Annotated in this window: 17 protein-coding genes; 2 read left to right on the top strand and 15 right to left on the bottom strand. The window is 72.4% G+C overall.

The window, feature by feature from the left end:
- Nucleotides 1–128: 128 nt before the first annotated feature.
- Nucleotides 129–590 carry an ATP-binding protein gene (locus ABZ027_RS00700; protein ID WP_356762868.1) on the top strand — a complete coding sequence of 154 codons (462 nt, stop codon included), beginning with the start codon at nucleotides 129–131 and terminating at the stop codon, nucleotides 588–590.
- Between the two features lie 13 nt (nucleotides 591–603).
- Here ABZ027_RS00700 and argF read toward each other — a convergent pair whose 3' ends face one another.
- The 5 genes from argF to ABZ027_RS00675 all read right to left on the bottom strand — a co-directional run bounded on the left by argF (nucleotide 604) and on the right by ABZ027_RS00675 (nucleotide 7,813).
- Nucleotides 604–1,611 carry an ornithine carbamoyltransferase gene (gene argF / locus ABZ027_RS00695; RefSeq protein ID WP_356762866.1) on the bottom strand — a complete coding sequence of 336 codons (1,008 nt, stop codon included), beginning with the start codon at nucleotides 1,609–1,611 and terminating at the stop codon, nucleotides 604–606.
- A gap of 158 nt (nucleotides 1,612–1,769) precedes the next feature.
- Nucleotides 1,770–2,993: an arginine deiminase gene (locus ABZ027_RS00690; protein WP_356762865.1), complete on the bottom strand. Its 1,224-nt coding sequence runs from the start codon at nucleotides 2,991–2,993 to the stop codon at nucleotides 1,770–1,772.
- A gap of 127 nt (nucleotides 2,994–3,120) precedes the next feature.
- Nucleotides 3,121–4,905, bottom strand: coding sequence for an HEXXH motif-containing putative peptide modification protein (locus ABZ027_RS00685; protein ID WP_356762863.1), 1,785 nt, complete (start codon nucleotides 4,903–4,905; stop codon nucleotides 3,121–3,123).
- A gap of 587 nt (nucleotides 4,906–5,492) precedes the next feature.
- Nucleotides 5,493–6,599 carry a caspase family protein gene (locus ABZ027_RS00680; protein WP_356762861.1) on the bottom strand — a complete coding sequence of 369 codons (1,107 nt, stop codon included), beginning with the start codon at nucleotides 6,597–6,599 and terminating at the stop codon, nucleotides 5,493–5,495.
- A 38-nt stretch (nucleotides 6,600–6,637) separates the two neighbouring features.
- Nucleotides 6,638–7,813 (bottom strand): hypothetical protein, encoded by a 1,176-nt coding sequence (locus ABZ027_RS00675; RefSeq protein WP_356762859.1) that lies wholly within the window; start codon nucleotides 7,811–7,813, stop codon nucleotides 6,638–6,640.
- 149 nt (nucleotides 7,814–7,962) lie between these two features.
- Between ABZ027_RS00675 and ABZ027_RS00670 the strand changes: the two genes are divergently transcribed.
- Complete coding sequence (locus tag ABZ027_RS00670; RefSeq protein ID WP_356762857.1) at nucleotides 7,963–9,279, top strand: cation:proton antiporter; 1,317 nt, start codon at nucleotides 7,963–7,965, stop codon at nucleotides 9,277–9,279.
- A 213-nt stretch (nucleotides 9,280–9,492) separates the two neighbouring features.
- Here the strand turns inward: ABZ027_RS00670 and fxsT are convergent, their stop codons facing one another.
- From fxsT to ABZ027_RS00620, 10 genes are all read right to left on the bottom strand, one after another.
- Nucleotides 9,493–14,064 (bottom strand): FxSxx-COOH system tetratricopeptide repeat protein, encoded by a 4,572-nt coding sequence (gene fxsT, locus ABZ027_RS00665; RefSeq protein ID WP_356762855.1) that lies wholly within the window; start codon nucleotides 14,062–14,064, stop codon nucleotides 9,493–9,495.
- Nucleotides 14,065–15,129 (bottom strand): AAA family ATPase, encoded by a 1,065-nt coding sequence (locus ABZ027_RS00660; RefSeq protein ID WP_356762853.1) that lies wholly within the window; start codon nucleotides 15,127–15,129, stop codon nucleotides 14,065–14,067. It lies immediately after the preceding gene.
- Nucleotides 15,126–16,631: a hypothetical protein gene (locus ABZ027_RS00655; RefSeq protein ID WP_356762851.1), complete on the bottom strand. Its 1,506-nt coding sequence runs from the start codon at nucleotides 16,629–16,631 to the stop codon at nucleotides 15,126–15,128. The genes ABZ027_RS00660 and ABZ027_RS00655 overlap by 4 nt, the downstream gene beginning before the upstream one ends.
- Before the next feature lie 219 nt (nucleotides 16,632–16,850).
- The gene (locus ABZ027_RS00650) at nucleotides 16,851–19,406 is read right to left on the bottom strand and encodes a polynucleotide kinase-phosphatase (RefSeq protein ID WP_356762849.1); all 2,556 of its coding nucleotides are present in this window, start codon (nucleotides 19,404–19,406) and stop codon (nucleotides 16,851–16,853) included.
- Nucleotides 19,403–20,887: a 3' terminal RNA ribose 2'-O-methyltransferase Hen1 gene (locus ABZ027_RS00645; RefSeq protein WP_356762847.1), complete on the bottom strand. Its 1,485-nt coding sequence runs from the start codon at nucleotides 20,885–20,887 to the stop codon at nucleotides 19,403–19,405. Before ABZ027_RS00645 ends, ABZ027_RS00650 begins: the two co-directional genes overlap by 4 nt.
- A 127-nt stretch (nucleotides 20,888–21,014) precedes the next feature.
- Nucleotides 21,015–21,938 carry an LLM class F420-dependent oxidoreductase gene (locus ABZ027_RS00640; RefSeq protein ID WP_356762845.1) on the bottom strand — a complete coding sequence of 308 codons (924 nt, stop codon included), beginning with the start codon at nucleotides 21,936–21,938 and terminating at the stop codon, nucleotides 21,015–21,017.
- Nucleotides 21,939–22,052: 114 nt separating this feature from the next.
- Nucleotides 22,053–22,511: a DUF6099 family protein gene (locus tag ABZ027_RS00635; RefSeq protein ID WP_356762843.1), complete on the bottom strand. Its 459-nt coding sequence runs from the start codon at nucleotides 22,509–22,511 to the stop codon at nucleotides 22,053–22,055.
- A 191-nt stretch (nucleotides 22,512–22,702) separates the two neighbouring features.
- Nucleotides 22,703–23,029 (bottom strand): nucleotide pyrophosphohydrolase, encoded by a 327-nt coding sequence (locus tag ABZ027_RS00630; protein ID WP_356762841.1) that lies wholly within the window; start codon nucleotides 23,027–23,029, stop codon nucleotides 22,703–22,705.
- Nucleotides 23,026–24,213, bottom strand: coding sequence for an ATP-binding protein (locus ABZ027_RS00625; protein ID WP_356762839.1), 1,188 nt, complete (start codon nucleotides 24,211–24,213; stop codon nucleotides 23,026–23,028). Before ABZ027_RS00625 ends, ABZ027_RS00630 begins: the two co-directional genes overlap by 4 nt.
- A gap of 101 nt (nucleotides 24,214–24,314) precedes the next feature.
- Nucleotides 24,315–24,713 (bottom strand): cell division protein SepF, encoded by a 399-nt coding sequence (locus ABZ027_RS00620; protein WP_356762837.1) that lies wholly within the window; start codon nucleotides 24,711–24,713, stop codon nucleotides 24,315–24,317.
- Between the last annotated feature and the right edge of the window lie 17 nt (nucleotides 24,714–24,730).

Raw genomic sequence — 24,730 nt, 5'->3', positions numbered from 1 at the left:
GCGAGGCGGGGCGTTCACCCGGGTAAGCCGCCCAGCAGTGGGGCCGAAGGTCCCGCACGGTGCCCGTCGGAAGCCTCCGCCGAGCGCGCCGCTACCATTCATCAGGTTGAAAGCAGGACAGCCTGCTCATGAACGGAACCGCCTTGCACGAACGCCCCGCCGCCCCGGCCTCCGCCTCCTGGCGTATCGCGCTGCCGCACTCCGCCGCGGCGGTGCCGGTGGCCCGAGCCCTGGTGCGCACCGCGCTGGCCGAGCTGGACCACGGGGCCGACAGCGACACCGCGGAGCTGCTGACGGCGGAGCTGGTGGCGAACGCCGTGGAGCACACCACCGGGGACGCGCCGATAGAGCTCGTGGTGGAACTGCTGCCGACCGGTTGCCAGGTCGAGGTGCACGACCCCGACCCGGCGCCGCCCGTCAATCTCACCCGCCCCGTGGACATCGAGCCCGACCCCTGGCAGGAGCACGGGCGGGGCCTGCTGCTGATCCGCACGCTCAGCTCGTCCTGCGGTCACCGCCCGACCGAGTCCGGCAAGGCGGTGTGGTTCCGGCTGTCGGCGGTGCCGGCCCCACGACAGCCGGTGGAGTAGGAGCGGACGCCGCTCAGGCCAGCGTGGCGACGAGGACCGCCTTGATGGTGTGCAGCCGGTTCTCCGCCTCGTCGAAGACGACCGAGTGGTCCGACTCGAAGACCTCGTCGGTCACCTCCAGGGACTGCAACCCGTGGGTCTTGAAGATCTCCTGTCCGACCTTGGTGCCGAGGTCGTGGAAGGCGGGCAGGCAGTGCAGGAACTTCACGTCCGGGTTGCCGGTGGCGCGCAGGACGTCCATGGTCACGGCGTACGGGGAGAGGGCGGCGATCCGCTTGTCCCAGACCTCCGTGGGCTCCCCCATGGAGACCCAGACGTCGGTGGCGACGAAGTCGGCGCCCTGGACTCCCTCGTCGACCTTCTCGCTGAGGGTGATGCGGGCGCCGCTGGTCTCGGCGAGCTCGCGGGCGTGGCCGATGACCTCCTCGGCGGGCCAGTACGCCTGAGGGGCGACGATCCGGACGTCCATGCCGAGCAGGGCACCGGTGATCAGGTAGGAGTTGCCCATGTTGAAGCGGGCGTCGCCGAGGTAGGCGAAGGCGATCTCGGTCAGCGGCTTGGCGGTGTGCTCGGTCATCGTGAGCACGTCGGCGAGCATCTGCGTGGGGTGCCAGTCGTCGGTGAGACCGTTGTACACGGGCACGCCGGCGTAGGCGGCCAGCTCCTCCACCTTCTGCTGGCTGTCCCCGCGGTACTCGATGCCGTCGTACATCCGGCCCAGTACGCGCGCGGTGTCCTTCACGGACTCCTTGTGCCCGATCTGCGAGCCGGAAGGGTCGAGGTAGGTCGTGGAGGCGCCCTGGTCGGCGGCGGCGACCTCGAACGCGCAGCGGGTGCGCGTCGAGGTCTTCTCGAAGATCAGCGCGATGTTCCTGCCGCGCAGGTACCGCGTCTCGGTCCCGGCCTTCTTGGCGGCCTTCAGCTCGGCGGCCAGCTCGATCAGGCCGCGGAACTCCTCCTCGGTGAAGTCCAGCTCCTTGAGGAAGTGGCGGCCGGCGAGGGCGGTCGGGACTGTCGCCATGGGGGCGTCTCCAGAGGTGCAGTGACAGGGAACCCTCGGAAGTCTATACGACCTTTAGCATTTTTATACAGATGCCCGTACGTGTATACGGCACTGCGTTCACACGGGGCGGCATGCCGACGGCGCCGCGTTCGACCTATACCTATGTCGACCTATACCTATACGGCACTCCGTTCGACCGGGCAGCTCATGCAGCGCGGGCCGCCTCTGCCGCGCCCCAGCTCGCTGCCCGGGATCTCGATCACCTCGATGCCCTGTTTGCGCAGGTGGGTGTTGGTGGTGGCGTTGCGTTCGTAGGCGACGACGACGCCCGGCTCCACGGCGAGGACGTTGCAGCCGTCGTCCCACTGCTCACGCTCGGCGGCGTGCACGTCCTGGGTGGCGGTCAGTACCCGGATCGCGTCCAACCCGAGCGCCGCGGCGATCGCTCGGTGCATGTGCTCCGGCGGGTGGTCGGTGACCTTGAGCTCCTTCTCACCGACGCCCGGTTCGATGGTGTACGAACGGAGCATGCCGAGGCCCGCGTACTGGGTGAAGGTGTCGCCGTCGACCATCGTCATCACCGTGTCGAGGTGCATGAAGGCACGGCGCTTGGGCATGTCGAGCGCCACGATCGTCCGCGCGGACCCGGCGTCGAACAGCTTGTGGGCGAGCATCTCGACGGCCTGTGGGGTCGTGCGCTCGCTCATGCCGATGAGCACGGCGCCGTTGCCGATCACGAGGACGTCCCCGCCCTCGATGGTGGACGGGTAGTCGGCCTGCCCCTCCGACCAGAGACGGAACGTCTCCTCCCGGAACAGCGGATGGTGCCGGTAGATCGCCTCGAAGTGCACGGTCTCCCGTTGCCGGGCCGGCCAGCGCATGGCGTTGATGGAGACGCCGTCGTAGATCCAGGCCGAGGTGTCCCGGGTGAAGAGGTGGTTGGGCAGCGGGTCGAGCAGAAACTCGTCGAGCTCCATGACGTGGAAACGCACGGAGGTCGGTTCCTCGTGCGCGTCCAGGAACTCCCGCTTGGTCATGCCGCCGACGAGTGCCTCGGCCAGTTCGGCCGCGGGCAGGGTCTCGAACACCGCCCGCAGGTGGTCGGTGGCGAGGACGCCGTACTCCTTCTCGTCGAAGACCCGGTCCAGGACCAGCTCCCGGGCCGCCGGGATCTCCAGGGCCTCGGTGAGCAGGTCACCGAAGAGGTGCACGGCGACCCCGCGGTCGCGCAGCACGTCGGCGAACCCGTCGTGCTCGGCGCGGGCCCGGCGCACCCACAGCACGTCGTCGAAGAGCAGGGCGTTCTTGTTGCTGGGGGTGAGCCGTTTGAGCTCCAGATCCGGCCGGTGCAGGATGACGCGGCGCAGCCGCCCGGTCTCGGAGTCGACATGGAATCCCATGCCTCCATCCTGACCAACCGCGGACCCGTTCACCCGTTCGTCGGGCGTTTCGGAGATGTCTTGTTTTCGTCTGATTGACGACAAGCGGACGACGAACGGGCGGGCGGCGCGGCACGGTCCGGTCCGGTCAGCCGCTCGGCAGGGGGGCGAGCAGTTCCGGCCGGGCCAGCATGCGGCGGGCGGCGCGGCCCGGGTCCAGGGCGGCTCGGGCGACGATCCAGCCCGCCAGGGCGTGCGGTTCGGCCGGGTCGGCGGCCAGCTCGTCGGCGTACCGGGCGAGGGCGGCGGCCGGGTTCCCGGCGGCGAGGTGCTCGTCGCCGGTGCGCGGGGCGGCGGTGCGGGTGGCGAAGGCGTGGGTGCGGACGTCCGGCCATGGGACGCGGTCGGGGCGGAAGCGGGGCCCGTCCGGCTCATACCCGGAGTCGGTCACGGGGGCCACGTTGCGCAGCCGCCACTCGGTGCGGTGCAGCACGGCGGCCGTTCGGGCTCGGGCGAGGGACGCCGGGGGGACCCACTCGCGCAGCCAGCTGTTCAGGGTGCGGGCGAGACCTTCCACCAGGGCCCGGCCCTGCGGGGTGAGGCGGCCCTCGGCGAGCAGGGTGCGGACCACGAGCCGGCTCTGCAGGCGGCGCAGGGCGAAGTGGTAGCCGGCCAGTTCGGCCGCGCCGTCGTCCGGCGTGCCCGTCCGGTCGTTCCGTGCGGCCGCCAGCCGGTCCCGCCAGAAGCCCGCGACGCCGGTGAAGGCGTAGGCGCCGTGCAGCAGGCCGGTGAGGTGGCGCGGGTCGGCACGCCAGGGGGCGTAGTAGCGCTCCCGACGGTCGTCGTCGAGCAACGGGAAGAGGTGCAGCAGCGCGGCCAGCTTGCTGTGCTGGAACTCGTGGACGAGCGTCTCGGCGAGGGCGGGCGCCGAGGAGGGCCGGGAGATCACCATGGCGCCGAAGGAGTCACCGCTGGACGCGGAGACCCGCACGGACGGCGGAGCCGGCGGCATGGTGCTGGTCCTTCCCCAAGGCACGACGGCGCGGATCGCGGCCGGGTCGAACCGTCCCGGCCCGATGCCGCCGGGCTCGGCGAGCAACGCGGCGGCCTCCTCGAACAACCGCTGCCATTCCTTAGCCTCGTCTTGGTCCAGCCGGGCCGGCGGCAGCGGGTCGTCGAGGTCGCGGTAGGGGTCGAGGTCGTCGAGGGGGATGGCGACGGATCCGGTGGGGGTGGAGTGGGTGAGGGTGCGCAGCGGCAGCCAGGAGGCGTACGGCTGCCCGTGGCCCGCGAGGTCCTCCCGGGTCGGCGCCGTGAACGGACGGCCCTGGGCTTTCCCGCCCCCCAGTGGTTCGGTGGCCGGACGCAGCGTCACCGACGATGGACCGCTGCCGCCGTCGCGGGCCGGCCCGGTGAGGGTCAGCAGTCCGTCGTCGGTGCCGGCCTGTCCCACCGTCAACCCGCTTGCGGCATCGGAGAGTTGGACCAGCCCCAGCCCGGGGAGACACAGCCCGCCGTCGGTGAGGGGGACTCTGAGCTCGGTGCGGGTGCCGGCGGTCAGGGACGCCGCCACGGCCAGGGCGCACAGGTGGCCGGCCTCCGCCCACAGTGGCGGGCCCGTGGCCGTGCCGTGGGTCCGGCGCAGCAGGTGGGCGATCCAGCCGCCGGTCGCGGGGGCGAGCAACAGCCGGTCGACCGGCTCGGGTGCCCGCGCCGCCGCCTCCTTCAGGGCGTGCCAGGCCTCGGCGGCCGGGGTCAGCGGCGTGGACAGCGTGCCGAGCCGGTCCAGCAGCGTGCGCAGGAGCAGCAGTCGGCGGGCCCGTTCCGCCCGAGCCAGGAACTCGACGGCAGCCGCGGAACCGCCACCGGCGGCCAGTTCCTCGAAGATCCCTCCCGGTATCCGGAACGGGGCGGGGCGCGGCTCGCTGGACATTCCCGGGAACCTCCGTGTGTGGGCGGGCATACGGGGACCCGGCCGGGCCCTGCCGTCGAAGCGGGCGATCGGCTACTCGGCGCGAGCTCCGGGCTCGCCTCCGCCCTTGACGCTGCTCCGGGGGCGCAGCACCTCCTCCAGGAGGCGCGCGGTGGGGCCGAGAGGGGCGAGCCCGTCCACGGCGGTCAAGGGCAGTGCCGCGACGTCCGCCAGATCCGACTCCCATACGTCGGTCCCGGCCAGGGCGTGTTGCGACAGTCCCGTCGTTCGCCCGGAGGGCGGGTCGAGCGGCGTCCGGTGCGTGCTCTCGGCGTGCCGGGCGGAAGCCCTCGTACTGGTTGTACGTGGGTCTTCGCCCGGTGCGGCGAGAGTGCGTGCCAGGCGTCGCTCGGCAGGCGGGACTGTCGCAGCACGCCCTAGGGCGGCCGACTGAGGTACCGCTGCCTCGGCGTGACGCAGAGCGGGCGGCTGGTCCAACAAGATGGTCCCCCTTCTCGCACGGTGGCACGCGGTGCCCCGTGGCCGTGTCCCATTTCCATCATGGCCATTTCAGCCCGGGTCGAAAACCGTACGATCACGCCACTGGATCATTTTCGATCTCGGGGCCGCCTCACCGAGGCCGCGAACTCACGGAGCGCGGCGCCCAGTTCGTCCTTGCGGTCGGGGTCGTCGTCGACGGAGACCACCGCGTCGAACAGCTCCCACAGTGCGTCCGGGTGGTGCCGGGCCAGCCAGTTGAGCATGCCGGTGGCATCCGTGCGGGCCCTGGGGTGACGGGGCAGCATCGCAGTGACACGCGGGGCAAGCACGGCGACCACCGTCTGGCGTTCGACGGGATCGCCCATCAACGGATAGGCCAGCAACGCCTCCACGGCCCGTTGCAACGGCGAGAGGGGACGGGTCCCGGCGGGCGGGTCGGCCGGGGGCAGGTACTCGGTGCGCCCGGGGCTGCGCAGCTGGATCTCGGGATGCTGCAGAGTACGTCCCGCTTCCCTGAGGGCCGCGATGCGTGCCCGTACGGCCGGAAACAGTTCCTCCGGATCGGGCGGGGCAGGCAGGAGGGCGGCCCGGTCGGCCAGCAGGGCGAGCAGGACCTCGGAGAACAGCCCGGTGGCGCGCACCGGGTCGTTGGCGGCGGCCCGGCCCCGCCCGGCGGCCCGCAGCACGGTCTGACGGTGGACGAGGTCGGGCCGCCCCACGGGCAGCGCGTCCGGCGGCAACTGCTCCCGGAAGGCGAGGTCCTCCTCGAAGGTCTCGCAGGCGTCCACGATCCACAGCTGCTCGGCGAAACCGGGCACCGCGTCCCCGGTGTACCGGGCGAGCGCCGAGTCCAGGTCGATGCCCAGCTTGTCGGAGGCATGGGCGTCCGCGCAGAACAGCCGCAGCCGACCGGCCCGGTCGAGGACGCCGTGCCCGCCCCACCAGACCCACAGGATGTCGCCCTGGGCGGCGGGCAGTTCACGGACGAGGACCCGGCGCAGGGTGGCGTGGTCGGCGGGCAGGTGGGGGACGTCGGGGACGTACGGCGGCAACGGGGCGAGGTGGAGCCGGAGTTGGGCGTCCGGCACCCCGGCCGCCCGCAGCAGCCGGTGGAAGGCGACGGCGTCCCGGGCTGGCCCCGGCAGCTCCCAGCCGGACCCGGCCTCGTACGTCTCGACACCGACGATCAACGCGTGCACCCGAGTGGGATCCACCCGCGGCGGCAGCGCTCCCCCCAGGGGGCCGGGGCCGGTCACGGCAGCCGGTCCACGATGTGGCGGTACACCTCGGGGTTGGTCCAGTAGGCGCTGTGCGCGGCGGGGAACGGCTGGCGGCTGTCGACGGCGATGTCGGTGACCCGGCCGGGGAAGAGGCCCGCGCCGACATAGGAGAGCAGGTCGCGCGGGTCGTACAGGTTGAGCCAGGGGGGAACGTGGTCCGGCAGCGGGGCGGGGTGTTCCAGCGTGGGCAGGGAGCCGGACTCGTACAGGAAGGGCCCCTGGGAGCCGGCCGTCACCAGGAGGCGGACCTGGGGCAGGGGCGCGGCGATCAGCGTGTCCAGGGCGATGATGCCGCCGAGGCTGTGGCAGACCAGGACGACGGGCGGCTCCAGCCCCGCGACGAGGGTGCGCAGGTCGGCGCGGACCGCCTCGCCGCGACTGAGGTAGCGCAGGATGTCCGCGGCGGCGGGATGGGCGGCCTCGGTGAGGGCGCGGCGACGGCGCACCAGCGCACGGGAGGCGGCCGATCGGGCCGTCCGCAGCAGCAGGGAGCGCAGCCCGCGTTCTGTGCCCCGGGGTGGTGCGCCGAGGGCTTCGGCGAGCCGGTCGGCGACCGCGTCACGGGTGTCCCCGACCGGGACGAGCGGCGCGTCGGCGTCCAGCATGTCCGCGACGATCCGGGCGGTCAGGCTGCGGGCGGCCAGCACCGCGAGGTCGTCGGGGTCGAGGGCGTCGGCGGCGGGTCCGAGCAGCGGATGGGCCGCCAGGCCGGTGGCGGCACGGGCCAGGCCGGGGCCCAGCTCCGCGGCGGACGCGTCTCCTTGCGTGGCGAGCGCGGCCAGCCGCGCCTGCAGCCGCTGCTGCGGCGGTACGGAGCCGGGCGGGCGCTCGACGACGGGGGCGGTACCCGCGGCGGCCAGGGCCAGTTCGGCGTACGGGTCGGCGTAGAGGGCGGCCCAGGCGTCGGTGTCGTCGTCGGCCTGGGATGCCGCCGGGGCCTCGGCGAGCCCGCGGACGGTGCCGCCGGGGTGCGCCGGAAGGCTGGCCCCGCCCGCGGCGAGCGTGGCGCCGTGCGCGTCCGCCCAGTAGTAGGGCACGATGCGAAGTCCGGCGCGCAGTGCGGTCAGACCGGCCGCCACCCGCCCCGCAAGCTTCGAGAAGTCCGGTTCGCGCACTCCTGTGCCATGAATGAAGACGAGCGCCGTCATGTGCCCCCCGTGACACCCGTGCAGCCTTGTGTACGACTTCCGTCAGGACGTCAAGTTACCAGTATCATAAGGAAGTTGGGGTCGAGCAAACGTGCGAAGACCCTCCGTCGGCCGGTCCCCGGCCTCACAGGTGAACACAGGGGGACTCCGTGAGCCCTGATTCGATGGTCATGCACTTCGTGGGTGCGTCGGCTCTGGTTCTGGTGGCCGCGCACGGGGCCGGGTGGCTGGCCCGGCGCCTGAAGCAGCCCTACATCGTCGGACAGTTGACGGCGGGCATAGCTCTCGGCCCGTCCTTGCTCGGCAGCGTCGCGCCCGGCGCGTACGAGGCGTTGTTCCCGGCCGGCATCTCGCCGGCGCTCACCGGGTTCGCCCAGTTCTCCCTCGTGGTGTTCCTGTTCGCGGTGGGGTACGAGCTCGACCTGAAGGTCCTGGGTGACCGGGCGAGCACGGCGGTGACGGTGGCGCTGGCGGCCTTCGTGGTGCCGATGGCGGCGGGCAGCGGCTGCGCGCTGCTGTTCCGCAACCAGCTGGCCGACCTGGGAATGCCGAGGGATCTGACCCCCGGCATGGTGGTGTTCGCCGGGGTCGCCCTGTCGATCACGGCGGTGCCGGTGCTGACGGCGATAGTGCGTGAGAACGGTCTGTCCCGGACGGTGCCCGGGGTGGTGGCGGTGTCCGCGGCCGGTCTGCTCGACGTGATCGGGTGGACGGTGCTGGCCGGGACCATGCTGAACGGCGATCACTCCGCGAGCGCGCTGAGCTGGCCGTGGCGGGCGCTGCTCGCGGCCGGCTTCACCGCGCTGATGCTGGTGGGGGCCCGCCCGCTGCTGCGCAGGCTGCTGTGGGGGACGCGGGCGCGGATGGAGCCCTCGCTGAGGCTGGCGCTGCTCGTCGGTTTCGCCCTCGGGTCGGCGTGGGTGACCCACACCCTCGGACTGCACGTCATCTTCGGCGCGCTGCTCGCCGGGGTGGTGGCGCCGCGCGAGGAGGGCGGGACGCTCGACCCGGACCTGTTGCGGCCCCTGCACGACGTCAGTTCGCTGTTGCTGCCGTTCTTCTTCGTCGTCTCGGGACAGTCCGTCGCCCTGAACAACATGAACGCCACCGGGTGGGTCGCCCTGCTCGTGGTGACGTTCCTGGCGGTCACCACGAAGATCGGCAGCGGGACGGCCGCCGCCCGCCTGAGCGGCCTGGACCGGGACGACGCGCGGACCGTGGGGGTGCTGGTGAGCGCCCGGGGCCTCACCGAGCTGATCGCCCTCAACGCGGGCCTCCAGGCGGGCCTGCTGAGCGAACCCCTCTACACGGTCCTGGTCTTCATGGCCCTGGCCACCACCCTGCTCACCCAGCCCCTGCTACTCCTGGTCGACCGACTAGCCGAACGACCACAGGCAACGAAGGCACCGCCCCTCCAACACCCCCAGGACGGAACCCCAACAACATCGGTGGCAGACCTGACCTGACCGGCGCCGCTGTGAATCGGGGGCGCCATCGCGCCCCCCAAGGGGCGCGGGGAACTGCGCGACCAGCCCCCACCCACCCGCAGGGGACCCCGCACCCCCCAGGGGCGCGGGGAACTGCGCAACCCCCCCACCGCCCCGCAGGCGATCCCGCACCCCCGCCCCGCACGCACCGCCCCCGCCCCGCCGGGCCACGGCACACACGGCCGCCACCGGCTACAGCGGCATCGGGGCCATGTCGCACTCGATGCGCCGCCGCTGCCGGGCCGCGAGCAGCCACGGGTGGTCGACGCGGACCACGCGGGTGAGCCCCTCCACTGCCGTGCGCTGCAGCTCGTCCGCCTCAGGCCCGCGGCCCAGACCGCGCAGGTCGAGCGCCAGGTTCGCGGTGCACGACAGGGTCAGCGGGTGGTCCGCGCCCGCGACCTCGGTCAGCAGGGGCAGGTTGGCCTCGTCGATCTGGTGGGCCCGCTCGAAGTCCAGCCGGGCGTAGGCCGTGTTGGCCTGGCCGACGGCGACGGTCAGCGTGGTGACGTGTCGCGGCCCGACGGTCGCGGCCAGCCGCTCGGCCGCCTCGTCCTCCAGCTCCGCGGCGGCATCGAGCGAACCCAACGCCCGCAGCGTCGCGGCGAGATTGGCCTTGGCCAGCAGGGTGTAGGCGTGCTGCTCGCCCAGGCGGGCCGCGTAGCGCGCCGCGGCGTCCTCGCCCTGCGCGCGGGCGTTGTCGAGGTCACCGGCCAGACGCAGGTCGACGGAGTAGTTGAGCGCCGTGGACACGGAGTCGAAGTGGTCGGGCCCGTACCGTGCGACGAAGCGCCGCAGCGTCTCCTCGGAGAGCTTGGCGGCCTCGGCGAGGGCCCCGTCACGACGTCGGCAGACGGCGAGGTTACGGCCGATGCGCAGGGTCAGCGGATGTTCCTCACCGAGCGCGGTCCGGGCCCGCCGGTAGGCGTCCTCCTGGAAGTCGCGCGCGCCGGGATAGTCGCCGTTCTCCCGCATGTCGATGGAGAGGGCGTTGAGGGAGTTGAGAGTGAAGAAGCTGGCGGAACCGAACATCTGGTCGCGCAGCCGGGCGTTCTCCTGGTCCAGCGCCAGCGCGTCACCGAACTGGCCGCACAGGCGCAGGTCGACGCCGAGGCTGTGCACGGCACGCAGTGTCGTGGGGTCCTCGGGGCCGAACTGGGGACGCGCCAGCTCCGTGGCCTCCCGCCCCAGATCCCGGGCCTCCTGGAACCTTCCCTGGTAGCGGCGGGCGTCCGCCGTCTCACACAGGGAGTCGATCATCTCCTCGGCCTCGACGTCGATCCGGCGGGAGACCTCCAGCGCCTTCTCGGTGAGTGGGATGGACTCGGCGACCTGACCGATCTGGCGCAGCAGGAAGGCGAACCTCTTCGACATGCGGATGACGTAGATGTCGTCCTCGCCGGAGGCCGCCAGCCAGGCGTTCCAGGCCTGCCGGCCCAGGTTCGCGGCACCGGTGTGGTCACCCCAGTAGTAGAGGAACAGGACCGTGTCGTAAACGAGTTCGCGCACCCAGTCGTCGGTGCTGGTCACCGCCTGGGAGGCGAGGACGTGCGGCAGCAGTTCCTGGTAGGCGCGCCATTCCAGAGATGAGGCGTAGATGCCGGGCTTGGCGGCCGACAGCAGCTGGTGGGCGGCGCTGCGCATGCTCTCCCGCTCCTGCTGCCCCAGCTTGGCCAGGAGCACGGTCTGCAGCAGGCGGTGCATCTGCAGGGTGTCGGACCGCGGGTCCACCCGCACCAGGGAGAACTGGCTGAGGTCACGGATGGCCCGGTTCAGTTTGATCGACTCGCGCAGCAGCGGGTCGACGTCGGGCGTGATGCTGACGCCCCGGCTGCCGCGCAGGATGGACCGCGGAATGGGCTCGGGAGCCATACTCGCGCAGATGTCGAGGAGTTGACGGGCCCCGGGGTTGCTCTCCGCGATCCGGGTCAGCGAGATGTCCCACGCGGCCGCCACCGACGTCGGATAGTCGGGGGTGGTGTCGAGTTCGAGGATCTCCAGGCTGCGCTGCCGCAGCAGGTCGAGGTACTCCTCGACCAGCATGCCGGTGACGGCGCGCCACGCGCCCGCCTGCTCCACCGCCAGCGGCAGGTCCCCCAGCGCCTCGGCGAGCCGGTCGGCGTCCCCGGGCTCCAGGTCGGGGGAGCGCTTCTGGAGCAGCTCGACGGACTCCTCGCGCTCGAAGACGTTCACCGGCAGCGGGGTGGCCACCCGCTCCCAGGCCCGGTTGCGGGAGGTGACGATGACCTTGCCCGGGCCGTTGGGCGGGAAGTACTTGCGCGCCACCTCGATGTCCTCGGCGTTGTCGAAGACCAGCAGCCAGTTGTCGTACGGCGCCCCGGTGCGCAGCGCCTCCAGGACGGCGGGCACGGCGGTGTTGGCCGTCGGGGTGCCCACGCTCTCCTGGCTCATCGGGGCGACGCCCAGCTGCGCGGCGAGGGTGGTGAGCGCGGTGAGGATGAGGCTCTCACGCTCGGCGGGGATCCAGCAGATCACCTTGTAGTCCTGCTGGTGGGTGTAGATGTACTCGAGCGCCAGCTGGGACTTCCCGACGCCGCCCAGTCCGTGCAGCGCGTGCGGCAGCACGGCCGCGGTGTCCTGGGCGCCGAGCTGCTCCTCCACGGCCCTCAGCAGCGCCTGCCGGCCGACGAACGAGGTGTTCCGGAGCGGAACGTTCACCATGATGGCGGGCGTCCTGGTCGTGGTGCTCGTCATGAGCTGCTCGTCCTCCGAGGCATTGGGTCGGGTCTCGTCGATTACCGGGCTCGGCACGGATTCTCCAGTTTCGTCGGAATTGTTCGACGCTGGATCACTGCCCTCTCCATCGGGCGATCCTCCGCCCTCCGGCCGGTTCACCTCAGTGGGCGTACCGGTCGGCAAACCGGCGGCCACCCGTTCGGGCGTACCGGGTCCGAGCCTCAACACGTTGGGTTCTATGCGCTTGGCGCGCTCGGAGTAGGGCCCCGACAACGCGCGCATCACCGCGAGTTCACTGCGTGCCCAGCCGAGTTCCGCCGGGTCGGGCAGCTGGGTGCCGTGCGGGTCGCGCAGGGCGGCGCGCAGTGCGACGCCGCGCTCCCCCGCCGCGGGCAGCTCGCCCACCACGCTGACGGTGCGGGCGAGTTGGCTGCGGGTGGTGGTGGCGAGCAGCGCCTCACGGACTCCGTCGGCGAACTCCGGGCGCCCGGGGCCGCCGCTGTCCCAGTCGATCAGGCCGCCCATCAGGATCTCGGCGAGATGGTCGGGGCCGGTCTCCGGCATGGTGTGCCGACGCAGTTGTTCCATGAGGTCGAACTCGAAGGGAACGGCGGCCAGTTGGGTGGCGAGTCGACGCGCGGCCGGAGTGGCGAGGGTGAAGAAGCGGCGCACGGCCGCGGTGGCGGCGCGTGGGAAGCGCGGGGCGCGCAGACCGGGCGCCGGGGCGCCCTTGGTGAGGGTGCCCGCCAGTACGACGGGCAGCGAGCGGCGTACCCCACGCTCCCCGGTGACGAGGTCGGCCCAGGCCGCGATGGAGCCGGCCTTCAGGGACAGGACCGGTACCGGAACGGAGCCGTCGCCGGCGGCGGGCAGCGGCCGCAGCGGGTCGGGACCGCCGGGCGGGGCCCAGTGCGCCAGGCCGTCGTTGGGAGCGCCGAAACCGCCGGCTTCCAGGACCGCCTGGTACGGGTACAGGGAGGAACGGTGCCGCAGATGCGGCGGCAGCAGGTGGACGAGGGCGGTGGGGCCGGCGTGGGCGAGCCGGCCGAGCAGGTCGTCGGCGGTTGACGCGGCCCAGCCGTGGGCGAGTCCGTCGGTGACGACGAGGAAGACGCGCCCGCGGCGTCCGTCGAGGAGTTCGGCGGGGTCGGCGGCGGCCCGGCCGGTGCTCCAGCGCAGGGTGGCGGCGCCGGTACGGGGCACGTTGACCCGGACCGTGCGTACGCCCCGGAAGGCGCCGCTGTGTTCGGCGGCCTCGGCGAGCCGGGCGGCGGCGTCCTCCCAGATCCGCATGGTGGGCGCGTCGTCGATGAGCAGCACCAGGTCGAAGGCGGAGGTGCGGGCGGGACGGAGGAAGGGCAGCCACATGCCGTCCACGACTCCCTGCTCGGCGGTGGTCTCCTCGTCGAGTTCGAGGGTGTCGCGGGAGGGGATCCGCCGGGCCAGCCGGTGCAGGGCGCGCGCGAGCAGGGCGGTGGCCCGCCCCGGCCCGTGCTGGGGGCGGTTGTCGGCGGGCAGCAGCGGGCGTCCGACGTGCAACGCGTAGGGACCTTCGGGGTGAGGTGACAGCTCGGCCGGTGCCGCCGGTCCGCCGCCGCGCACCAGGCCGGGTGGCCGGTGCGTGGTGTCCGGGGCCGGAGGCCGCGCGCCGGGCACCCCGTCGCCGGCGGGGTCGGGGCTGGGCGGCCGCGTCGGACGTAAGGCATCGGTGCCGGTGGCAGGCGGGACCGCGGGGGTTTCCTCGACGTCCGGGGGCGGGGGCGGGGGCCGTACGTCCTCGGCGGGCCTGCTCGGCTCGGGGCCCGGTCCCGGTGGCCGGCCGGCCACCGGGCGGCCGTGGCGGGACCAGTACGCGGCGAGCCACACGGCGTCGGCGACCTCCTGCCAGCGTGGTGCCGCTTGTTCCTCGGCGTTCGGGCCGGTGCGGGCCGGTGCCGTCTGCTCCAGGTCGGCGAGGAGCGGCGCTCCGTGCTCGACGGGCTCGGGGAACGCCGAAGGAGGCGACGACCCCGGTACGGGATCTCCGTCGCCGAGCCTGGACGCACGCTCCCTGGGAAAGCCGGTCATTCAGCGGCCCTTCGCGAGGTCGCGGAGCAGCATTTCCACGAGCTTACGCCCGTCACCGTGGACCTGGAAACCACCCGCGGTAGTCATCTGGACAGCGTTGAGTAGTTGGTCCAGTGAGTGTGTACCGCCGGCCCGGACCTGTCGTACGAACTGGTCAACCAGGTCCTCCGTGCCCTGCGGGCGGGTGCCCAGGTGTCCCTCCACCATGGCCAGAAGCTGTTCACGGGTGGGTGTACGCATCTCCAGCGGGAGGCAGCGCCTGCGGAAGGCGGCGGGAAACTCACGTTCGCCGTTGCTGGTGATCACCACGACGGGGAACTCCCGGCACTCGACCCGTCCGCTGTGCACGGTGGCCCGGCCGGAGGGGTCGCTGGTGTGGACGCGTGCGGTGTCCGCGGCGTCACGCACCAGTTCCGGGACGTCATAGCTTCCGTTCTCCAGGACGTGCAGCAGGTCGTTCGGCAGGTCGATGTCACTCTTGTCGAGCTCGTCGACGAGAAGCACACGAGGACGATCGTAGGGCAGCAGCGCGGTGCCGAGTGGCCCCAAGGTGATGAAGTCACCTAGAACTGGGGGAAGTTGACGATCACTTGACTCGGGAGCGGAGTTGACGTCCGCTGCCGGGGCGTTGCGCAGACCGGCCTGCCAGGCGGCGATGGCCTGGGCGCGGCCCATCGCGTCGTGCACGTACAGGCCGTCCCGCAGCGTCGTACGGCTGACGATGTTCCACTCCAGGACCCGGCCCAGCCCCAGTTCGCGGGATATCAGGTAGGCCAGGGTCGACTTTCCGACGCCGGGCGGCCCGGTGATCAGCAGCGGCCGGCGCAGCAGCAGGGCGGCGTTGACCGTGTCGATCTCGTCCTGGCCGAGCTGGAGGGTGATGGCGTGCGGGCCCAGGCGGCGCTGGGCGGCCTCGGGGTCGTCGGGCGGGGCGGGCTGGGCGGGGGCGCCGCGGAACCGGCGCCAGGGCGGGGGCTCCGGCAGCCGGGGCGGGGCGGCGGGGGCGTTGCCCGTGGCGTGGAAGACGCGCCAGCCGTTCGGGGACGTCTGCTCCTGCGCGCTCATGCCGGTGCCTCCTCGCCGGCGAGATCGCCGGGGTCGATGTCAACGAGTCGAGTGGGGTCGTCCCACAGGAAGCCGATGTTGCGGCCGAGGAACCGGGCCGGTCCCTTCGTGTGCAACTCGGCGTTCTGCCGCAGCCGGTGAATGGCGATCGGGATCTGCGCGGGCGTCGGCACAGCGGCGAACACGGCGGTCACCACCTCCCGGCGTTCCTCGTCGAAAACCCCTCTGCGGTCCCAGACCGCCAACCCGATCCCCTCCGCGATGGCTGCCTTGAGCGCCTCCATGGCGAGACGGTCGGCCGGGGCGTCCAGCACCACGGCCGTATGTCTGTTCTCCCCAGCGAGCACCGCCTGCCATGCGTTCAGGCGTGGACCGTCCGGTTCACTCCAGCCGTGCACCGTGACCCCGTGCTGCCGCAGCGTGCGCCAACGCTCCCGCCACTGCTCCCGTACCTGCGCGTCGTCGCTGCGCATGCGCTCCAGGCTCCGCAGATGCACCCCGTACTTCAGGCCGAGCGGCATCGGCAGTCCGTCGCCGATCCGGTGTGTCAAACCGGCCACGTCGTGGTTCAGCAACTCGTACGGCAGGACGAACTCGATGTAGGGCGGCGGCTGGACCCGTCCGCCCGGCTCCGGCTCGCGCGGGGCGGCCCACAGCCGGGCGCCCTGCCGCAGTGCCTGGTCGACGGCGGTCTCAAGGTCGTCGAGGGTGGTGGTGGAGGGTGCGCCGGGCTGGGGGTTCCAGTGGCCGGGCACGGTGTTGAGCCACGGGCGTACGACGACCTCGCCGCTGCCGTCCCGGGCGGGCTCGACGGCGACGATCAGACAGCGCGGAACGTCCGGGTCGCTCACCACCTCGGCCCGCGCGCCCCGGCGCCGGTCCAGTTCCTCGGTCAGGTCGGCGCGGGCGGCCCAGTCGTCGACCCAGCCGGCGAGGGCGGCGCGGTGCGCCGGGGTGACGGCGAGGCGGGCCGCACGGTCCATCAGGAGGACCGCGGGCGGCAGGCCGTCGGGCTGCGTGTTCCACTCCAGGACGTGCGACAACAGCTGGTCCGGGGCGAGGCCGATGGGCAGGTCGAGGCCGTGCAGCTCCTCGACGAGGTCGTCCCGGACCCGGCTCGCGGGCAGCTCGCCCTTGGCCAGGACGGCGCGGGCGCTGTTCTCGTCGTCCCGGGTGAGTGGGCCGGGCGGGCCCCACGACAGGTCGGGCACGACGGCGGGGGCAGGGGTGATCAGCCGGTCGAGTTCGTCGCCCGCCGGGGCGCCCTCGAGGATGCGGACCACGTCGACGAGTACGTGTTCGCCGCCCGCCACGTTCAGGGCGGCGCGCACCAGGGCGGCCACGTCCTCGCGCTGCCGGACGCCGCGCAGGTCGACCGGTCGGCCGAGTTGTTCCGCGAGGATGGCGGCGAACTGGATGCGTGCCTGGGCGTCCTCCGTGCAGCTCAGTAAGCACAGGCTCTCGGTCAGCTCGACCATGACCTGGAGCCCCCGCGGGCGCACGGCATCGTCGATAAGCCTGTCCAACCCCGTGCCTGTCTCCACCGACTGTCCCCCATGAGCCGGTATGCCTGCCTGACCGACCTGCGAAGTTAGCACGGCAACGGGCGGTTAACCAGGGACATGTGAGACCGTGGGGCGCGAAGTCCGGCCGTGCGCCCCCGGTGGGGCAACTCGGCCGGAAATCGCTCCTCGTGGCCCCGCGTGGGGCCCCGCGGCCGGCTACAGCCGCGGGTCGACCGGCTCCGACTCCAGCGCCAGCACCCCGAACACCGCCTCGTGCACCCGCCACAGCGGCTCGCCCTCGGCCAGCCGGTCGAGCGCCTCCAGGCCGAGCGCGTACTCACGGATCGCGAGCGAGCGCTTGTGGTTCAGGAAACGGCCGCGGAGCCGGGCGAGGTTGTCCGGGCGGGTGTACTCCGGACCGTAGATGATCCGCAGGTACTCGCGGCCCCGGCACTTGACGCCGGGCTGCACCAGTCGGCCCTGGGCGTCGCGCACGACGGCGTCGACGGGCTTGACGACCATGCCCTCGCCACCGCGTCCGGTCATCTCCAGCCACCAGTCGACACCCGCCCGTACCGACTCCGGGTCGCCGGTGTCGACGTACAGGCGGCGGGTCGTCTGCAGCAGGCCGCTCGCGTCGTGCTCCACCAGCCGGTCGATGAAGGCGAGTTGCTCGTCGTGCCGCAGGGCGGCGAGGCTGCGGCCCTGGGCCGCGAGGATCTGGAACGGGGCCAGGCGTACGCCCTCAAGGCCGTCCGTGGTCCAGCAGTAGCGGCGGTAGGCGTCCGTGAACGCCGAGGCCGCGTCGGCTCGTTCGCGCTGGCGGGCCAGCAGGTCCGAGACGTCCACGCCGCGCGCCGCCGCGCCCTCCAGAGCGGCCAGCGCGCCCGGGAAGACCGCGCCGGCGGCGGCGCCGACGGCCGCGTACTGACCGCGCAGCAACCCCATGGCCTTCAGCGACCATGGCATCAGCTCGGCGTCCAACAGCAGCCATTCGGTGTCGAGTTCGGCCCACAGGCCGGCTTCGTCGATCGCGGTGCGGACCCGGCCGAGGATCTCCTCGGTGGCCGAGTCGTCGTCGAAGAAGGGACGCCCGGTGCGGGTGTACAGCGCCCCGGTGGGGCCTGCCCCGACGCCGAACCGCTTGCGGGCAGCCTCCGCGTCCCGGCACACCAGCAGCACCGCCCGCGAGCCCATGTGCTTCTCCTCGCACACGACCCGTGCGACGCCGTCCTCCTGGTACTGCGCGAACGCCTCCGCAGGGTGCTCCAGGTAGCCCTCGACGCGGGAGGTGGCCGTCGGGGCCATGGTCGGCGGCAGGTACGGCAGCAGACGCGGGTCCACCGCGAAGCGGCTCATGACCTCCAGGGCCGCCGCCGCGTTCTCCTCGCGGATGGCGACGCGGCCCTGGTGCCGGGTCTCGACGACCCGCCGGCCGTGCACGTCCGCGAGGTCCAGCGGGCGTCCGTCCTGCCCGCCGGGCGCCTCGGCCCGCAGCGGCCTGGCCGGCTCGTACCAGACCCGCTCCGCCGGTACGTCGACCAGTTCCCGTTCCGGCCAGCGCAGCGCGGTCAGCTTGCCGCCGAAGACGGCGCCGGTGTCGAGGCAGATGGTGTTGTTGAGCCAGCTGGCCTCCGGAACCGGGGTGTGCCCGTAGACGACCGCCGCCCGGCCCCGGTAGTCCTCCGCCCACGGGTAGCGCACCGGCAGCCCGAACTCGTCGGTCTCGCCGGTCGTCTCGCCGTACAGGGCGTGCGAGCGGACCCGGCCGGAGGTGCGGCCGTGGTACTTCTCCGGCAGTCCGGCGTGGCAGACGACCAGCTTGCCGCCGTCGAGGACGTAGTGGCTGACGAGGCCGTCGATGAACTCCCGTACCTTCTTGCGGAACTCCTCGGTCTCCCCCTCCATCTGCTCGATGGTCTCGGCGAGCCCGTGGGTGTGCTGGACCTTGCGGCCCTTCAGGTGACGCCCGTACTTGTTCTCGTGGTTGCCGGGCACGCACAGCGCGTTGCCCGACTCGACCATCGACATCACCCGGCGCAGCACGCCCGGGCTGTCCGGTCCGCGGTCGACGAGGTCGCCGACGAAGACCGCGGTACGGCCCTGCGGGTGGACGCCGTCGACATAGCCCAACTTGCCGAGCAGTGACTCCAGTTCGGACGCGCAGCCGTGGATGTCGCCGACGATGTCGAAGGGGCCGGTGAGGTGCGTCAGGTCGTTGAAGCGCTTCTCGGTGACGACGGTGGCGGTCTCGACGTCCTCGACGCCGCGCAGGACGTGCACCTTGCGGAAGCCCTCCCGCTCCAGGTGCCTGAGCGAGCGCCGCAGTTCACGGGTGTGCCGCTGGATGACCCGCCGGGGCATGTCGGCACGGTCGTCGCGGGTCGCGTTGCGCTCGGCGCACACCTCCTCGGGCACGTCGAGCACGATGGCGATGGGCAGCACGTCGTACTGCCTGGCCAGGTCGATCAGCTGGCGCCGGGCGTCCTGCTGCACGCTGGTGGCGTCCACGACGGTCCGACGGCCGGCCGCCAGGCGCTTGCCCGCGATGTAGTGCAGGACGTCGAAGGCGTCCCGGGTCGCGCTCTGGTCGTTCTCGTCGTCGGAGACCAGACCGCGGCAGAAGTCCGAGGAGATCACCTCGGTCGGCTTGAAGTGCCGCCGGGCGAAGGTCGACTTGCCCGAGCCGGAGGCGCCGACCAGGACGACGAGGGAGAGGTCGGTGACGGGCAGGACCCGCCCCTGCCGCTGGGAAACCTGGGTCTCGGTCATGCCGCCTTCGCCTCCTTCTGGTCCGGGGTGTTCGTCGTCGTGGTACGCAGGGTGAAAACGGCCATCTGGGTCGGTGGCCCCACCTCGGGGTCGTCCGGTCCGACGGGTGTGAACGCCACGTCGTAGCCGTGCCGTTCGGCCACCGTGTCCGCCCAGGACCGGAACTCCTCGCGGGTCCACTCGAAGCGGTGGTCGCCGTGCCGGACGTGGCCGGCCGGGAGGCTCTCCCAGCGGACGTTGTACTCGACGTTCGGGGTGGTCACCAGGACCGTGCGCGGACGGGCCGCGCCGAACACGGAGTACTCCAGGGCGGGCAGCCGGGGCAGGTCGAGGTGCTCGATGACCTCGCTCAGTACGGCGGCGTCGTATCCCTTGAGCCGCTTGTCGGTGTAGGCCAGCGAACCCTGGAGGAGCCGCACGCGTGAGGCCTGCCGCTCCCCCATGCGGTCCAGCTTCAGCCGCCGCGAGGCGATGGTCAGGGCCCGCATCGACACGTCGACACCGACGATCTCGGTGAACCTCGGGTCCTTCAGCAGCGCCTGCACCAACTGGCCCTGTCCGCACCCGAGGTCGAGCACCCGGGCGGCGCCGGACGCGCCGAGCGCGGCGATGATCGCGTCCCGGCGCTGCACGGCGAGCGGGGCGGGCTTCTCCTCCGTCTCGCTCTCCGCCGCGACCGCGTTGTCGATCTCCTCGACCTCGCTGTCGTCGGTCTCGGCCAGCCGCACCAGCTCCAGCCGCTCCATCGCCTCCCGGGTCAGCGACCAGCGACGGGACAGGTAACGGCTGGTGATCAGCTTCTGCTCCGGGTGTTCGGGCAGCCAGCCCTCGCCGGCCCGCAGCAGTTTGTCGACCTCGTCGGGCGCCACCCAGTAGTGCTTGGCGTCGTCGAGCACGGGCAGCAGGACGTACAGGTGCCGCAGCCCCTCGGCGAGGGTCAGCTTCCGCGACTCCAGGACCAGGCGCACGTACCGCGAGTCGCCCCACTCCGGGAACGCGCTGTCCAGGGCGACGGGTTCGACGCTCGCCGCCCAGCCGAGCGGCTCGAAGAGACGCCGTACGAGCTCCGGGCCGCCCCGGGCGGGCAGCGCGGGCACCTCGATACGCAGCGGCATCGGCTTCGCGGCGCGCTCGGGCCGGGCCTTGCACACCCCGCGCATCGCGCTGGAGAACACGCCGCTCAGCGCCACGGCGAGCAGCGAGGAGGCGGCGTAGGGGCGGTCGTTTACGTACTGCGCGAGCGCCGCGTCGGGGGCGCCGCCGCGCCCCTTGCCCTTGCCGCGCCGGACCAGTGCCACGGCGTCGACCTCCAGCAGCAGCGCCGCCGTGCAGCGCTCGGGTTCCGCCTCGGGGTAGACGACGTGCGCCGTGCCGTAGGACAGCGTGGCCGAGTACGGGTTGTCAGGATGCTTGTGGAGGAGGAAGCCCAGGTCGGTCGCCGGGTGCTGCTCGTCGCCAGTGGTCGAGATCGTCAGGAACACGTGTCCGAGTATGGGTGTCGGCGGGCCGTGGGCGGTACTGCATTACCCGCGACCATCCCGTCGTCGACGTCACTCGTAACCTACAAAGGCGCCCAGCGGATGCTGGGCGCCTTGCTCGTGCGTTCACCTACGACAGCTGCGACTGCACCTGGGACGAGATCAGCTCCAGGTGGTCCAGGTCGGAGAGGTCGAGCATCTGGAGGTAGATCCGCTCGGAGCCGACCTCGGTGAAGCGGCCGATCTTCTCGACGACCTCGGCCGGGGTGCCCGCCAGTCCGTTGGCCTTCAACTCGTCGACCTCGCGGCCGATCGCGGCGGCACGACGGGCCACCTCGGCGTCGTCCTTGCCGACGCAGACGACGAAGGCGTTGGAGTAGGTGATCTCGTCGGCGTCGCGGCCGGCCTCCTGCGCGGCGGCGCGGACCCGGCCGAACTGGAGCTCGGTGTCCTCGAGCGAACCGAACGGCATGTTGAACTCGTCGGCGTACCGGGCGGCCAGTCGCGGGGTGCGCCTGGCACCCTGGCCGCCGACGAGGACGGGGACCTTGGGCTGCGCGGGCTTGGGCAGCGCCGGGGAGTCCTTGAGGTCGTAGTAGGTGCCGTGGAAGTCGAAGGTCTCGCCGAGTTCGGTCGCCCACAGGCCGGTGACGATCGCCAGTTGCTCCTCCAGGCGGGCGATCTTCTCCTTCGGGAACGGGATGCCGTACGCCGTGTGCTCCTCCTCGTACCAGCCGGCGCCCAGGCCCAGTTCGACGCGGCCGCCCGACATCTGGTCCACCTGCGCGACCTGGATGGCGAGCACGCCGGGCAGCCGGAAGGTGCCCGCCGTCATCAGCGTGCCGAGGCGTATGCGCTTGGTCTCCCGGGCCAGGCCGGCGAGGGTGATCCAGGCGTCGGTGGGGCCGGGCAGGCCGTCCACGGAGCCCATCTTGAGGTAGTGGTCGGAGCGGAAGAACGCGTCGAAGCCGAGGTCCTCGGTGGCCTTGGCGACGGTGAGGAGGGTGTCGTAGGTGGCGCCTTGCTGGGGTTCGGTGAAGATGCGGAGGTCCATGCTTCCATCCTGCACGCCGCGGTGACGGTCGGCCGCGGCGGTCCCCTCGGGTGCTGGCCCCGGGAGGCCCTCATGTCCGAAGCAACCCCACCGCCACCCCTCGTTCCAGAGGCCTTACGCCGGTAATGCCTCGTCCCGGTCCGCGAGCCTGCGCAGCATCTCCCGCACCCGGTCCCTGGACTCGTCCGCCGCGTCGATCGCCTCCATGCACTGCCAGTACGTGCCCTCGTCCGCCGCCGCGGAGGCCAAGCCGACCAGGGCGATGCTGACCTCGCCGAGGAGGCTGCCCAGGGAGGTGAGGGCCTGGCGAGCGTCTCCCAGTTCGGTGAGGCGGGCCGCCAGCATCGCCTCGGTGTCGATGTCCGGACGGTCCAGGACCCCGCAGCCCCGGCCCGCCAGTTCGGTCAGCCCCAGCGCCTCGCCGCGTAATTCGGGCGGACCGGAGACCGCGAGGCGACTGCCGATCGCCTGGGCCAGGGCCTGCGCCTGCCACACCTCCGCCATGATCTGAGGCGGGCCACCGCTCCCCGCCAGGGCACGCCTGCTCATCACTATGAGCCGCATCGCTTCCATGCGTCGCCCCCGTCTGTCCGACGCGCCGTCGGCACGTCCGCCTGAACTCCCTTGTTCACTACCCAGAGTGAGAGGGCTTGAGACGAAAAACCAGAGGAAGGCGGAAATCTTCGGACAACGAATCGGTCTCAGACGGTTTTCTGACTCCGGAGAGTAATAACGGAGCTGATCGCTCCCGAGGACGGGGGCTGCTACGGCGCCGGAAACCTCCGCTCGTTCCGGTCGATCTTCGCGTCCAGCGCCGCGAGCGGGTCGATGCCGAGCACCTCGCACAGCTGGAGCAGATACGCGAGCACGTCGGCGACCTCGTCCGTGACCCGGTGGGCGGTGTCGGGGTCGGCCATGACGCGTTGCGACTCCTCGGGCGTCAACCACTGGAAGATCTCGACCAGTTCGGAGGCCTCCACGCTCAGGGCGGCGACCAGGTTCTTGGGCGTGTGGTACGGCTGCCAGTCGCGCGCGGCCGCGAACTCGGCCAGTCTGCGCTGCAGTTTCGCCACGTCGAGAGGTTCAGTCACGGCTCCAGGTGTACCACCGTCACACCGTCCACCCCGGCCGCCCACGACGCGTCGCTCACCGCGCCGACGAGCCTGATGTGCCCCCGGTCGCACATCCGGGCGGCGAGCCGTAGCAGTTCGGTCCGCTGCCGGGGGTCCAGGCCCCGGTCGAGGTGGTCGGCGAGCACGGTGAGCGCCTGCATGGCCGCCGGTACCTCGCCGACCGGGTCGACCTCCAGCACGCCGGGCCCGGTGAACAGCACCAGCGCCAGCGCGAGGTACCGCAACTCCCCGTCGCCCAGCCGCCCGCAGTCCGTGCGGGTGCCGTCGCCCCGGTCGAGGAGTGCCCGGACCGCACCGTCGGCGCGCGGTTCGGCGAGCACGTCGGCGACGGGGCCGGCGCATCCGGCGCGTACCGCGGTGACGAACTGCGCGTGCCGTCTGGCGCACTGCGCGCGGGTGCGCCACAGCACGTCGGCGAGGTTCTCGCAGCCGCCGAGCAGCCGTCCGGAGCCGGTGGGTACGGGGACGCGCATCCGGCCGGGCCGCGGGTCGCAGGCGAACACCGAGCGCAGGGCGACCACCGTCTGTTCGGCGGCGGCCAGCACCCGGCGCTGCCCGTCGGTCTTGCCGGCCACGCGCAACGGCAGCAGCGCGGTGCCGAGTTGGTCGTCGGGCAGGGGGCCGCGGGTGACCGGCGACTGGCCCGCCGTGTGCCAGGCCGCCTGCACCTGGCGCCGGCTCGGGTCGCGCAGGGCGGTCTCCAGCAGGACCTGACCGCCCCCGGTGCTCAGCCGCTCCCCCACGATGCGCAGCGCGGGCTCGGCCTGGACGGCGACGTCGAGCCGGATCGGCCCCTCCGGGCCGTCGGTCGTGCAGCCGATACGGAAGCCTCGGCGGCGCTGGGCGTCGGGCCGGGCCCGCTCGGGAACGCAGGCGAGCGGATCCGGGAAGACCTCGGGCAGGCGGGTGCCGCCACCGAGTCTGGCGAGCGCCTCGTACGCCCGTAGCGCGCTGGTCTTGCCGCAGCCGCTGGGTCCCGTGAACAGGGTGAGCGGACTGAGCGGGAAACGGGCGCGGCGGTGGGCGGCGTAGGCGGACAGCCGCAGTTCGGTGACGCGCGGACGCTCCGGGACGTCCTCATCGTGGCCGGGTAAGGCTGTCAGCGGCGAGGGGTCCGGGAGCAGCGCGGGGGGCACGGTCATATCCGGACGGTAGGTCTCCGCCGCCGGGCGAACCGTTTTGCCCGAAGGACCTTCCTACGATCGGGCGACCGGCGCCCCTGACGCCGGGCGGCCGTCACCTCTCATACGCCGGGGACCCCTGTCCCCTCCTCCATCAGCCCGGTCACCTCGGTGCCGGCCGGGGTGAGAAGGAACACGTTGCGGTCGACGCGGTGCATGCTGCTCGCCAGTCCGAAGACGACGCCGGTGCTGAAGTCCAGGACCCGCTTGGCGACCTCGGTCTCGGCGTTGGTCAGGTCGAGCAGCACGGGTATGCCCGCCATCAGCGTCTCGGCGACCTCGCGCGCGTCCGCGAACACCATGACGCGCAGCACCACGAAGCGGCGCCGCAGCTCCGTCTCGGCCTCCGGCATGGACCGGTGGCCGACCGAGGACGGCCAGGCGTCCCGGCCCCTCAGCGGCACGACCTGGGCGAGCCCCTCCCACTGTTCGTCGGTGACATCGTGGCTGTTCACCGGCATGCTCCGTCCTTGGCTCG

The organism is Streptomyces sp. NPDC006332 (assembly GCF_040612855.1).
Classification (GTDB): Bacteria; Actinomycetota; Actinomycetes; order Streptomycetales; family Streptomycetaceae; genus Streptomyces.
Note: the sequence above shows the minus strand (reverse complement) of the source record. Positions and strands in the feature narration are given on the sequence as shown.